The 12,884-nt window shown below is 41.9% G+C and carries 10 protein-coding genes and 1 pseudogene; 4 read left to right on the forward strand and 7 right to left on the reverse strand.

Translation table 11 applies throughout. The features are described 5' to 3' along the window. The 7 genes and pseudogenes from B3B27_RS09110 to B3B27_RS09140 form a co-directional block, all read right to left on the reverse strand. Positions 1 to 195: pseudogene (locus B3B27_RS09110) on the reverse strand (bifunctional 4-hydroxy-2-oxoglutarate aldolase/2-dehydro-3-deoxy-phosphogluconate aldolase); the annotation flags it as partial. 132 nt (positions 196 to 327) lie between these two features. Next, positions 328 to 1,365 (reverse strand): sugar kinase, encoded by a 1,038-nt coding sequence (locus tag B3B27_RS09115; protein WP_286844649.1) that lies wholly within the window; start codon positions 1,363 to 1,365, stop codon positions 328 to 330. A 4-nt stretch (positions 1,366 to 1,369) separates the two neighbouring features. Next, the gene (locus B3B27_RS09120; protein ID WP_286844646.1) at positions 1,370 to 2,524 is read right to left on the reverse strand and encodes a DUF4861 family protein; all 1,155 of its coding nucleotides are present in this window, start codon (positions 2,522 to 2,524) and stop codon (positions 1,370 to 1,372) included. Positions 2,525 to 2,605: 81 nt separating this feature from the next. Next, positions 2,606 to 3,397: a gluconate 5-dehydrogenase gene (locus tag B3B27_RS09125; RefSeq protein ID WP_238869401.1), complete on the reverse strand. Its 792-nt coding sequence runs from the start codon at positions 3,395 to 3,397 to the stop codon at positions 2,606 to 2,608. A gap of 10 nt (positions 3,398 to 3,407) precedes the next feature. Next, positions 3,408 to 4,250, reverse strand: a complete 843-nt coding sequence (kduI, locus tag B3B27_RS09130; RefSeq protein ID WP_238868408.1) for a 5-dehydro-4-deoxy-D-glucuronate isomerase — start codon at positions 4,248 to 4,250, stop codon at positions 3,408 to 3,410. A gap of 262 nt (positions 4,251 to 4,512) precedes the next feature. Next, on the reverse strand, positions 4,513 to 5,727 hold the full coding sequence (locus B3B27_RS09135) for a glycoside hydrolase family 88 protein (RefSeq protein ID WP_286832945.1): 1,215 nt from the start codon (positions 5,725 to 5,727) through the stop codon (positions 4,513 to 4,515). A 432-nt stretch (positions 5,728 to 6,159) separates the two neighbouring features. After that, positions 6,160 to 7,230 (reverse strand): LacI family DNA-binding transcriptional regulator, encoded by a 1,071-nt coding sequence (locus B3B27_RS09140; RefSeq protein ID WP_238868410.1) that lies wholly within the window; start codon positions 7,228 to 7,230, stop codon positions 6,160 to 6,162. Positions 7,231 to 8,170: 940 nt separating this feature from the next. Between B3B27_RS09140 and B3B27_RS09145 the strand changes: the two genes are divergently transcribed. The 4 genes from B3B27_RS09145 (at position 8,171) to B3B27_RS09160 (ending at position 12,876) form a co-directional block, all read left to right on the forward strand. Further along, a complete protein-coding gene (locus tag B3B27_RS09145; RefSeq protein ID WP_286847316.1) occupies positions 8,171 to 9,031 on the forward strand; it encodes a transposase in 861 nt (286 codons plus the stop codon). Between the two features lie 201 nt (positions 9,032 to 9,232). Beyond that, positions 9,233 to 10,633, forward strand: a complete 1,401-nt coding sequence (uxaC, locus tag B3B27_RS09150) for a glucuronate isomerase (protein ID WP_286847317.1) — start codon at positions 9,233 to 9,235, stop codon at positions 10,631 to 10,633. 18 nt (positions 10,634 to 10,651) lie between these two features. Continuing rightward, entirely contained in the window at positions 10,652 to 11,899 is a 1,248-nt protein-coding gene (locus B3B27_RS09155; RefSeq protein ID WP_286847318.1) for a tagaturonate epimerase family protein, read from the forward strand. Positions 11,900 to 12,063: 164 nt separating this feature from the next. Beyond that, complete coding sequence (locus tag B3B27_RS09160) at positions 12,064 to 12,876, forward strand: SDR family oxidoreductase (protein ID WP_286832953.1); 813 nt, start codon at positions 12,064 to 12,066, stop codon at positions 12,874 to 12,876. Positions 12,877 to 12,884 lie beyond the last annotated feature (8 nt).

Genomic DNA, 12,884 nt, shown 5'->3' on the forward strand with positions numbered 1-12,884 from the left:
GGCCCACTTCACCAGTTCGGCGAATACCTCGTGGGCAAAATCACCCCGGTTGGTGAACTCGAAGGCGCGGATTCCCCCTTCGTAGCATGCTTTCACCACTTTTTTTGCCACTTCCGCATCGGCATGGTAAAATACCGGCACGATGCCGGTATTTTCCATGGCCTGATATACCTGTAGTCTTGAAAATTTTGCCATAAATAAGTTGTCAGTTTTCGGAGGACAGCAATCGGCTTACCGTTGATAACACTCAACATTCAGCTTTCAGCTCCGGATTCTTATTTCTAACTTTATAATCTTGTTTTCTGAATCGTTCCAATCAGTAAATCCTCATCGTACCACTCTGCCTGATCCGTCACCTTTCATCAGCGTTTCTACTTCCGGCACGGTCACCAGATTGAAGTCGCCGTAAACGGTGTGCTTGAGGCAGGAAGCAGCTACGGCAAAGTCGAGCGCTTTCTGGTCATCGCCTTTGTAGGTGAGGAGTCCGTAGATCAGGCCACCCATGAAAGAGTCTCCGCCACCAACTCTGTCCACGATATGAGTGATATCGTATCTTCTTGACTGATAGAGCTTGTCGGAATAGAGACATCCGCCCCACGTATTGTGATTGGCATTGATGGATCCGCGTAGCGTGATGATCACCTTCTTTGCCCGGGGAAATTGTTGCATCAGCTGCTTGCATACCGACTCAAATTCGGCTGCATCCACTTCACCTCCGGTATGCTCCACCCGGAATCCTTTGGGCTTGATGCCGAACACTTTTTCTGCATCTTCCTCATTGCCCAGTATGATATCACACCCTTCCACCAGTTCGGGCATAATGTCCGCTGCCATCTTCCCATACTTCCAGAGATTTTTCCGGTAGTTAAGGTCGCACGAAACTGTCACTCCCAGCTCATTTGCTATTTTTATTGCTTCCAGGCAAACATCAGCGGCTCCCTGTGACAATGCAGGAGTGATTCCTGTCCAGTGAAACCAGGTCGCATCTTTCAGTATTTCTTTCCAGTTGAACATCCCTTTTTGAACTTCCGCAATTGATGAGTATGCCCTGTCGTAAACTACTTTAGACGGCCGGGCTACAGCTCCAGTTTCCAGGAAGTAGATCCCCACACGTTCACCTCCACGCTGAATATTCCGGGTCCCTACATTGTATTTTCTGAGATCGGAAATGCACCATTCAGCTATCTCGTTTTCCGGCAACCGGGTTACAAACTCCACTGGAATACCATAATTTGCAAGTGAAACTGCCACGTTTGCTTCCCCTCCGCCAAAGGTGGCAGAAAGACTGCCGGACTGGATAAATCTTTTATAGCCAGGTGTGGCAAGGCGCAGCATGATCTCGCCAAAAGTCACTATTTTCTGCATCTTATTAATCTATTTGAATTATTAAAGGTTGATCTATTTTCTGCTTCTCTTGTTTCACATATTTTGTCCATTCATCAAAACTGTTGAACCCGGCCTTACTCCATCCTCCACCTGCATAGTAAGTATAAGGTGTTCCGGGCTGATAGCTGTTGAGCCCCAGAAAGTGCCCGTTTGAAACCTTTATGATGCCGAACCCCTCCGGGTGAATGGCTGCGGTATAAATGGTGCCGTTTGTTTCATTTCCGGGAGTTTCGTAAGCAATGATTCCGGTGTTGTCGCCAAAGGTTATGATTGGGGCATTTGCTTCGGTATTTTTATCAGGCATTACGATACCGGTTGCGATTGTCAGTTTTGTAGTGTCTGTCTCGAAGATATTGGTTACCCTGTTGAAAAGGCTGTAGGCATCAAGCGAGATAATACGCGTTTCCCGTACCTCCCGACCTCCGGCAGTGTAGGGAGCGTAGGTAAGTTTGAAACTTATACGTAATGGTCCTTTGTCGAGAATCACGGCGGTCACGAAGTTGTCTCCCATACAGAGAGTATCGTCATAAACAGGAGCTGTCATTCCTAATCCAAGCGTTCTGCCCACCTTGTAAAAATCCAACCCTTCACCGTGGTCTTCGTGATAAGAAGCTACGCCTGACAAATCGTTTCGATACCATTTGTCAATGATTAACGAATCGGTTCTCTTTGCCCAGAAATCCATACCGTTACTGATCTCGCCGGATGCTTTCAGGGCAGGGCCATACACTCTGAAAGCTGTACGGTTGTTCTCCCATGCAAAATCGTCCTTCCTTTCAGGTACCAGCCTGCCATAAACAAGTGGTTCAAAAGATTCGGGCTTACCGACAGAAATGTGATACAAGGCTGTCCGCCCGGCTTTCAGTGAAACCGGGAATATGACCGATTCTACTTCTTTGGTCCCATTTGTTATAAGCTGGCAAGGGGTTTGTTTACCTGCATCGTTAGTAACGATGATTGTTTGATCCGGCAATAAAGAGAGTTTTTGCCGCACATCTGCCCATGCTACTTCCACCATTTCATTGTCCCTGTCGAAAGAACCCGGATTACTGATGTTCATGAGCAGCCCTTTTTTCCCGGCACTACAACCGAGAAGGGTCAGGATCGACAAATAGAGTAATATATTCCTTGTTCCCATACCTTTCAATTATTTAAGCATTCCAACCCCGGCATTGCAAGGGTTGGAACATTGTCTTTGCTTTTTTTTTATTATTCCGTTCTATGGTTGTTTGCCGATATAAGCTAAAATACCGCCGTCTACATAGAGGATATGCCCGTTTACAAAATTTGATGCGTCAGAAGCCAGAAAAACAGCTGGTCCCATAAGATCTTCCGGTGTTCCCCAACGGGCTGCCGGTGTTTTGGCAATGATAAACGAGTCGAAAGGGTGACGTGACCCGTCGGGCTGCCTTTCTCTTAAAGGAGCAGTTTGAGGGGTTGCAATATATCCCGGTCCAATCCCGTTGCATTGTATGTTGTGTTCTCCGTATTCTGAACAGATATTTTTCGTTAACATCTTTAACCCTCCTTTCGCTGCTGCGTATGCAGAAACGGTTTCGCGTCCCAGTTCACTCATCATAGAACAGATATTAATAATTTTACCATGCCCTTTTTCGATCATGTGAGGAATAACTGCCTTCGAAACAATAAAAGGCCCGTTCAGATCAATATCAATAACCTGACGAAATTCCGCGGCTGTCATCTCATGCATGGGGATACGTTTGATGATACCCGCATTATTAACAAGTATATCTATTACACCTATCTCTTCCGTCACCTGGGTAATAAATTTGTTTACCGCATCCTCATCGGTTACATCACATACATAACCGTGTGCTTTTATACCTTTCTCCTTGTAAGAGGCGAGGCCTTTATCTACCAGGTCCTGATTAATGTCATTGAACACAATTTTGGCTCCTGCTTCCGCGAAAGCCGTTGCCATGGCAAAGCCAATTCCATAAGAAGCCCCGGTTACCAGGGCTATCTTTCCTTTTAATGAAAAATTAACCATCATATGTTTTTTATTTTAGTTCCACAATTTTTGAGAAATCCTGATCGCCGTAGTCGAGATTTTCTCCTGCCATACCCCAAATAAAAGTGTAGTTGCTTGTAGCAGCGGCAGAGTGTATCGACCACTCGGGAGAGAGTACGGCCTGATCGCCTTTCATCCAGATGTGACGCGTTTCGGATGGTTCTCCCATGAAGTGGCATACAGCCTGGTCTTCCGGTACTTCAAAATAAAAATATGCCTCCATCCTGCGGGAGTGTACATGAGCAGGCATAGTGTTCCAGACACTTCCCGGAGCGAGCTCTGTCATCCCCATCTGCAGCTGACATGTCGGGAGCACCTGGTTTACAATCATTTTATTGATATTCCGATGGTTTGAGCCTTCGAGGGAGCCCATTTCTGCAACCTCCGCATCGGCCTTGGTCACTTTTTTATCGGGATAATTACGATGAGCGGTGGCCGAGTTGAAATAAAACTTCGCGGGTTTTTTGGCGTCGTCGCTTTCAAAATAAACTTCCCTGTCTCCTGAACCCAGATACAGCGCTTCTTTGTAATCGAGCTCAAAAACATCATTTCCTACCTTAACTTTACCCTTACCTCCTACATTATAGATACCTATTTCACGGCTGTGTAGGTACACAGCCTGTTTCAAAGGTTCTATCGCCTCAAGGTGCAAAGACTCGTTCACCGGCATCGCGCCTCCGACAATCATGCGGTCATACATGGAATATACCATGTTTACCTCATCTGCACTGAACACTTTTTCTATTAAAAAATCCTTGCGCAAACGTTGTGTATCATAAGATTTTACATCCTCGGGATGCGCTGCATAACGCAATTGATAATTTGTTTTCATAATTCTTATTGAGTTTTTATATTTGAGCCTGTTCTGACAACACGGAATTCCTTTTTAAGTAGCTGTAGTTTAATGGATATCATATTTTACGATAAAATTTATTTTTCGATATGGAGCTATGTTTTGTTGTCTAAAATAGATGAAAATATTATTATTTACCAACAAATTCACTGATTCACTGATTACAGGATATCTTAATATATTTGTAGCGAAGGCCAAAAATTAAAAAAGCCTGTTTGATAATGAACGATATAAATGTTTGTTAGTTTTCAGACTGTTTTTCCAGATCTCTCTTTCGTTTTAAAGCTTCAAGAAAATAATAATCAGCATAATTCAGAGGAACGTCAACTTCTGAATTATGCGGCAGGCTACCTACAGAGTGCATCAGTAGAAAATTTCCGTTCCGACCTGCTTCTGCACGGTAAGATGGACTTGCAAGGGATGTTAATATTTTGTCAGCCCAAGTTTTGTAATTTTTCTGATTGGAATAGGCAGACAGTTCATAAAGCGCTGATGCTAGAATAGCTCCTGCAGATGCATCTCTAAAAGTATCAGGTATATCTGGGGCGTCAAAATCCCAATAAGGGACTCCGTCATCAGGATAATTCGGATGTTCGGCGATAAAATTTAGTGCTTTTTCTGCCTGATGCAGGTATTTTTCATTTTTTGTTTCACGGTAACACATTACAAATCCGTATATACCCCATGCCTGTCCGCGAGACCATGAACTATTGTCAGAATATCCCTGGTGTGTATTTCTGTGTCTTACACTACCGTCACTCATATCATAATCAATAACATGCCATGTGCTGTAATCGGAACGGTAATGGTTTTTTAATGTCTTTTCAACGTGTGAGACAGCTATATTATGAAATGTTGAGTCACCGGAAAGTTTCGTAGCTTCAAAAAGCAGTTCCAAATTCATCATATTATCAATAATTACTGGACACTCCCAATCTTTGGATTTATTTGCACTCCATGATTGAATAATACCTGCATCGGGGATAAAACGGGTCGAAAGCGACTTTGCGGCATTGACGATTACACTTTTATATGCTTCGTTCCCGGTTAAACGAAGTCCGTTTCCGTAGCTGCAGAAAATCATAAATCCCACATCATGGTTTCCAGTAAAGTATTGAATGGTATCTAGTGATTCTGTATACTTTTTAGCAAGTGCTTTCCATTTTTCATCGCCCTCCAATTCATAAAGATACCACAAGCTCCCGGGGAAAAAGCCTGAAGTCCACTCTTGTGTGGGAATATATTTCATTTTTCCCTTAATAAAAGATTTTGGATTCATCAATTTTGTTGAATCTTCAATTTTATCGATCATTAATCGATATTGTTGTGATGCATATGAAACATTTTCCTTAACGAAGGCTATATTATTAATTCCATTCGTTTGCTGCTTGCTTGAACATGAGAAAGCAGATATGACTGAAAAAGACAGGAAAAACAGGAATAAAAGATTTTTCATTTTAATGGTTTTTATAAATTTGAGTAGTTTCTTACAAAACCTATATTCTCTTAATTTAATTTCAGTATGTATTGCTATTCTTTCTAAAGGTCATATATTTAGATGTATACACTTTGAATGGATGTATTCAAAAGACAAACACTTAATTTATATTAGAAGAATATTCTTCAAACTTTCGGAATTCTCATCAAACTTTCAATTACAACCACTTGGTTATTAACTACAAATATACGTATTCAACAGACACTTTAATTATTTGATTTTATAGTCAACATTACGGTGAAAAAAGTATCGAAATGACATGTAATCCACTAATTAACAAAAAATAGACCTATTCAAAACCCGACAGTACTTTTTGCTGATTGAAGGTGCCCAAAAAATAATTACCGAAGTATTGAAGGTGTTAAACGAAAACCTCTCGCTCAGCTGATTCTAATAAACAATATTATTGAATTTCTTGTAATAATCGATTGTCTCCTTTGTAAGTATGTCCAGTTGAACATAGTTCTCCTTATTAACCGGTTTTTTGAAGGTCAAATATTCAAGTAATGTTTTCATCGCGCAAAAACCCTGATACTCCGGCTCTTGTCCAATTAAAAAATCTATCTGACCTTTTTTTAATGCTTCAATATTTGGAGAGGTAAGGTCCATGCAAATCATTTTAACCCTATTGATGTTATTTCTTAAAAGATAATCGGAGACGATGCTGCCACGTGAATTCATCACCACAATGCCTGGAACATTATCATGCTTGCTGAAAAAACGGGCCAGATAGATCTCGTTTTTTTCAGGCTCAGAAACAGAAAAGGGAATATTTAATATATTGTGGAAGCAATTGTTTTTTGCAAGAAAATCTGTAAACCCTTTTTTCCTCTGAATGGTAGAGTTTGCACTTTTATCACCGGTCCTGACTGCCTGTAGAATTCCAATATTAGTATTGTTAGGAATTATGGAAGTGATAAGCTTTGCCATAAGGCATCCAATCATATAATGGTCTGAAGTGAAAAAGGCAATAGGAGAAGTATTGTCAATTGTTGAATCCACAAAGACATATGGTATCTCTTTTGCATCCATTTTTTTACACAATGTTGCTGTCTCTTCGTTGAAGGTTGGCCCAACTATAAGAGCATCCATATCCATTTCTGAAATCTCTTTGAAAACTTTTTTGCAGGAGTAGATATCATACTGATTGTAAGTTAGTATGAGAGACTCCATCTTTATGTTTTCATACTCTTCAATCGCATGCCTGATACCATTGTGAATACTCTCCCAATATTCACCGTGAGATGCTTCAGGGGTAGCGACCACAATTTTGTATCTCCTCTTTAAGGAGAGAGCGGAAACGTGAATGTTGGGCTTGTAATTTACTTTTTCCAGAACTTTTTCAACAGCCAAGCGTGCCGGTTCCGATACATTACCGCGGTTGTGCAGTACCCTGTCTACAGTCCCGGCCGAAACCCCGGCCATTTCCGCTATGTCCTTAATCCTTATTTTTTTGCGCATCAGAAATATTTATGAGTTTTAAAAGGAGAAATCGTTTTGAAATTACTTAATTTTTGCCTCTTTGTGTACGTGCACAAATATAGTGGATAATTTTCTTTTTTCAAAAAGAAATATGTACTTTTTTGAATTTTGTTTGTGCGCTACGAATACCATATATCTTTAGGGTGTAAGTCCCGAACAAGCCTTCCAGCAGGAATTGTTAGTCAAAGACAAGGGTGTTTACCGTGAGGTAGAATCTGAAGGAAGCCGGCGACAAAATCGTGATTGAACGAACAGAAACACAATACAAGGCTTTTCTTGTGGGTGAGTGAGCACTGGATTGCGAAGCCCGATAGTTGGACGTGAACAAGGGTAGTAAATTGTATCAATTACGACGAAAGTTATATGAGTTTACCGTAGGAGGTCTGTGTAAGACAGGTGGAGACTATTCCGAGCGAACAGGTACTGCAAAGCCGTTATACAGAAGTCTGCAGAAGCCATAGTAGCGAAGAAGTTCTTTTAATGAGAATGGAGCGAAGGGCTGAAACTTTAGAGCTGATAAGTTTTTTTAGAATAGTAAAAGCCAATTACAAAGGACAGAAAATAATCGAGAACTCAGAAGCAGCTTGCAAGCCAAGCAGAATGCAGTTTAATCGGGGACCTTTTCGCTACAGACATCCCCGTATGGTATGAAAAGAGCGGGTAGGTAAGTCCTGCTTGGCTTTCTATATGCAAAGAAGAACGTCGTCAGACGACAAATTTGATGGAACGCATAGCGGACTAATAATAGGATTATAGAAAAAACATTTTTGTCTATATTAAAGCTGTCTCCAAAGAAGGCAGCTTTAATTAGGGTCTGCTGAATAATTGATATTTGTGCTGGAAATAAAAAAAATAATTGACATAAAAATTGCATAACTGCAATAAGTTGAGTTTTTTTACTTCGTAATCCTTGCATTTTATGATACGATACAAGAGCTCCAGACAGCTTTCAATTTCAGAGTTCAAGATGCCCTTTGAGGCAAAATTGGATGAGAATAACCGGTGGGTTGTTCTTTCAAAAATAGTTCCCTGGGAAGATTTCGCCCGGCTTTATTACAAGAACTTCAAAAGTAACCGGGGTGCACCCACTAAGGATACCAGGCTTATGCTTGGAGTGATCATCATCAAACACATCATGAAAACGGACGACCGTGGAGTGATCGAGATGATCCGGGAGAATCCCTACATGCAGTATTTTCTTGGGCTCGAAGCCTTCACCTATGAACAGGTGATGACACCCTCGCTGCTGGTCTCCATCAGAAAGCGAATCGACCTTGATGTCTTTGAATCATTGACGGATGATTTGATAAGAAAAGGATTGGAGCTAAAAGCCGGGGCAAAAACGGAGTTCGGAGCCAAGATCAACATCAGCCTGTTGGATGACTATGCCAGGGTGGACAAGATATATCTTACCCGGGAGAACAGGCGGTTTTTGAAAGAGAAAGCAATCAGTTACACCGGTGAGCCACTGGGCCGAAAGCTGGTAAAAGAGATCAGGAGCAGATACCGGAAACGTAAAGAGCGAGGGGAAGCGGCAGAACGCAACCAGGTTGAAGGGAATTTTGGGCAGGGCAAGCGTGGATGTGGTTTAAATGATATCCGCACCAGACTGTCCTCTACATCAAACAGTTGGATAGGGGCTATCATTTTTTTGATGAACCTGATCCGGCACATGAGGAATATTCCCTTGCCTTATTTTGTCTCGTTACTATTGAAGTTGATGAAAGTGAGAAATATAAACATTTATCCATTCAGACCACAATTGAATTTTTGTGCCTGATTGGGAATTAATAAGCAGACCCTAACTACGGATAATCAGATAATCTATTTTGTTTTTTCGTGAAGATATTTATTTGCAAGCGATGATGTAATTTTTAAAAATATTTGTAACTTTGGGAAATTGTGAATTGTTGATAACGTTAGCTGTGTACGTAAACAATTTCTCCCATGATAGAGAAATATCACTTAAAATATATATTTTATGAAAAGTTTTATACATGAGGATTTTTTGCTACAGACTGATGCTGCCAGGCAACTGTATCATGATCATGCAAAAAAACAACCCATTATCGACTATCATTGTCATCTGAATCCTGAATACATTGCAAAGGATCACGTTTTCGACAATCTGGGGCAGATATGGCTTGAAGGAGATCATTACAAGTGGCGTGCCATGCGCACCAACGGGGTTGAGGAAAGGTACTGTACAGGAAAGGATACCTCCGACTGGGAAAAGTTTGAAAAATGGTCCGAAACGGTTCCTTACACTATGCGAAATCCATTGTATCACTGGACTCATCTGGAGTTGAAGAGAGCTTTCGGAGTGGATGAACTGTTGAGTCCCGATACGGCAAAGGAGATATATGATATATGTTCCGGGAAACTTCGTACACCGGAGTTCTCAGCTAGGGGGTTAATGAAAAAGTTTCACGTTGAGGTGGTATGCACCACCGACGATCCGACAGACACCCTTGAGCATCATCTAGCATTGAAAAAAGAGGGTTTTGAGATCAAGGTGCTTCCGACATGGCGCCCCGATAAAGCTATGGCGGTAGAGAATCCTGAGGAATACCGTGCCTATGTTGAAAAGTTGTCGGAGGTATCGGGTGTAGCAATCAACAAGTTTAAAGATTTTATTGAAGCGCTCCGGAAGAGGCATGATTTTTTTGCAGGTGTGGGTTGTAAACTTTCCGATCACGGGATAGAGGAGTTCTATGCTGAACCATACACACAGGCTGTAATTGACCAAATCTTCAATAAAGTGTATGGAGGAAAGGAGCTGACAAAAGAGGAGATTCTCCAATTCAAATCGGCAATGTTATTCGAGGGTGCTGTAATGGATTGGGAGAAAGGATGGACTCAACAATTCCACTATGGTGCTATTCGTAACAATAATACAAGGTTATTCAGACAGCTTGGCCCGGATACAGGATTTGACTCAATTGGTGATTTCACAGTTGCAAAGGTAATGAGCCGCTTTTTAGATCAGCTGGACAAAGACAACAGGCTGGCCAAAACCATTATTTACAACCTTAATCCAAAAGACAACGACTTGGTAGCAACCATGATAGGTAATTTTCAGGATGGATCGGTTGCAGGGAAAATACAATTCGGTTCCGGCTGGTGGTTCCTTGATCAAAAAACAGGCATGGAGGCACAAATGAACTCTTTGTCTAACCTTGGCCTGTTAAGCCGGTTCGTGGGTATGCTTACCGATTCGCGCAGCTTCCTTTCCTATCCGCGGCACGAGTATTTCCGTCGTATCTTGTGTAACCTAATTGGCAATGACGTAGAGAATGGGTTGTTGCCTGCTTCGGAAATGAATTTTCTCGGGAAAATGGTGGAAGACATATCCTACAGGAATGCGAAGAATTTTTTGTAATTTTCAAATACAGATATAATGAAACTAGGAAAATACAGTATTGGCGTGGGTGATCGTTTCGCTCATCAGGGAAAAGCTCAGTTGAAAGCTATCATGAGGGCAAACGAGAAGGGGTTGAATATTAGCCCTGTATGGAATAAGTCAAACAGAGAACATATCTATGTGGGAACAGAACCCGCCGACACACGCAACGAAGCCGATGAGGCTGTGAAAGCGCTGGGTTTTACAGGCGCTTATTTTGTGGATGCAGATCATATTAACCTGAATACAGTAGCCAAATATGTGGCTGTGTCCGATTTTTTCACGCTCGATGTCGCATCATTTATCGGCAAAGGAAGCAGCAAGGAGGAGGTAGACTCTTTTGTTACTTCATGTGAAAAATACCTGCGTCAGCTGCAAATTCCCGGGATGGATGAGCCGCTGCATGTAACCAAAGAATTGTTGCACGAAATTGCAGGCAAGTTCCTGGCAGCAACACAGCATGCATCCGATATTTATGCCTATTTGAAAAAAGAGAAGGGCGAAGGCAATTTTATTACCGAGGTATCCATTGATGAGGTTGAGTCTCCCCAAACACCCATCGAGATGCTTTTCATCTTGAAAATGCTGGCCGATAAAGATGTTCCTGCACAGACGATTGCTCCCAAATTTACCGGCCGGTTTAATAAAGGCGTGGATTATGTTGGCAATCTGGATCAGTTTGCCAAAGAGTTTGAAGAGGATGTGCTTGTGATTGATTTTGCTGTGAAGGAGTTTGGGCTGCCCGAAGAACTGAAGCTGAGTGTTCATTCGGGAAGCGATAAGTTTTCTATCTATCCGATTATGGCGGAGGTTATCCGGAAATACGACAAAGGGTTGCACCTCAAAACAGCAGGAACAACCTGGCTGGAGGAGGTAATCGGTTTGGCTGTAGCAGGCGGTGAAGGCCTGGAATTGGCAAAGAAGATTTATGAGAACTCCTACAACCGGAAAGAAGAGCTGTGCGCTCCTTATGCCGATGTGATCGATATCGATGGTTCTAAGCTCCCTTCCGTGGAAGAGGTGAATGGATGGTCAAGCGAAAAGTTTGCAAATACACTTCGTCATATTCCCGGACATGCCGATTATAATTCCAATTTCCGTCAGTTAATTCACGTAGCCTATAAAGTAGCAGCAGAAATGGGCAGTGAATATACAGAGTTACTTATAAAGTACGCAGATATAATTGGTTCATGTGTGGAAGATAATATTTACGAAAGGCATTTGAAAAGATTGTTTGCAATTTAGCAAAGAGTGATGTGTATGGTCAGTGTTAAAGAAGATTCTAACTAATTGCCCCAATTTTTAATTTGTCGCTTTTGGAAGAGATTATTACGTGAAATACGATTTTAAAGTTAGCATATCGAGCTATATTTGCCTGCAACATAAAATAAATAATAAAGTAAAAACTTATGTATAAATTATTTGACATCAGAAACAAAGTTATTGTCATTACAGGAGGAACCGGCGTGCTGGGAACGTCGATGGTGGAATATCTGGCGGAACACGGCGCAAAGGTCGCTGTTTTGGCACGAAACAAGCAAAAAGGTGATAAACTGGTGAAGAAAGTAAAAGCGGATGGGGGAGATGCAATATTCCTCCAGACAGACGTAACTGATGAGGCCGTTCTAAAGCAGAATGCCAAAGAGATTGCTGAAAAATACGGAAAAATTGATGTGTTGATCAATGGTGCAGGTGGAAATATGCCTGGTGCAACCATTGGCCCCAACAACTCCATCTTTGATCTGAAGACTGATGATTTCCGGAAAGTTGTTGAACTGAATCTGATGGGAACGGTTGTTCCCACGCTGGCTTTTGCAGAGTACATGGTGAAAGAGAAAAAAGGAAATATCGTGAATATCTCCTCCGCATCGGCCTTGCGACCCTTGACCCGTGTAGCAGGATATGGAGCTGCCAAAGCAGCTGTAACCAATTTCACCAAGTACATGGCTGGAGAATTGGCGATTAAATTCGGGGAAGATTTTAGGGTGAATGCCCTTTGTCCCGGATTTTTCATAACAGAGCAAAACAGAGCACTGCTCACAAATCCCGATGGTTCTTATTCTGATCGGGGAAATACTATAATCGCACATACTCCTTTCCGTCGTTTCGGTGTTCCGGAAGATCTTTTGGGGACACTGCACTATCTGGTAAGCGATGCTTCCAAATTTGTCACAGGTACGGTGGCAATTGTAGATGGAGGTTTTGATGCTTTCAGTATTTAATAGGAGTG

Source organism: Proteiniphilum sp. UBA5463, assembly GCF_002427225.1.
In the GTDB taxonomy this organism is placed as follows: Bacteria; Bacteroidota; Bacteroidia; order Bacteroidales; family Dysgonomonadaceae; genus Proteiniphilum; species Proteiniphilum propionicum.

Coding starts and splice junctions, on each gene's coding strand:
- B3B27_RS09145 (WP_286847316.1), top strand. CDS start 8,171: ATGATACGATACAAGAGCTCCAGACAGCTTTCAATTTCAGAGTTCAAG.
- B3B27_RS09155 (WP_286847318.1), top strand. CDS start 10,652: ATGAAACTAGGAAAATACAGTATTGGCGTGGGTGATCGTTTCGCTCAT.
- B3B27_RS09135 (WP_286832945.1), bottom strand. CDS start 5,727: ATGAAAAATCTTTTATTCCTGTTTTTCCTGTCTTTTTCAGTCATATCT.
- B3B27_RS09115 (WP_286844649.1), bottom strand. CDS start 1,365: ATGCAGAAAATAGTGACTTTTGGCGAGATCATGCTGCGCCTTGCCACA.
- B3B27_RS09160 (WP_286832953.1), top strand. CDS start 12,064: ATGTATAAATTATTTGACATCAGAAACAAAGTTATTGTCATTACAGGA.
- uxaC (WP_286847317.1), top strand. CDS start 9,233: ATGAAAAGTTTTATACATGAGGATTTTTTGCTACAGACTGATGCTGCC.
- B3B27_RS09120 (WP_286844646.1), bottom strand. CDS start 2,524: ATGGGAACAAGGAATATATTACTCTATTTGTCGATCCTGACCCTTCTC.
- B3B27_RS09125 (WP_238869401.1), bottom strand. CDS start 3,397: ATGGTTAATTTTTCATTAAAAGGAAAGATAGCCCTGGTAACCGGGGCT.
- kduI (WP_238868408.1), bottom strand. CDS start 4,250: ATGAAAACAAATTATCAATTGCGTTATGCAGCGCATCCCGAGGATGTA.
- B3B27_RS09140 (WP_238868410.1), bottom strand. CDS start 7,230: ATGCGCAAAAAAATAAGGATTAAGGACATAGCGGAAATGGCCGGGGTT.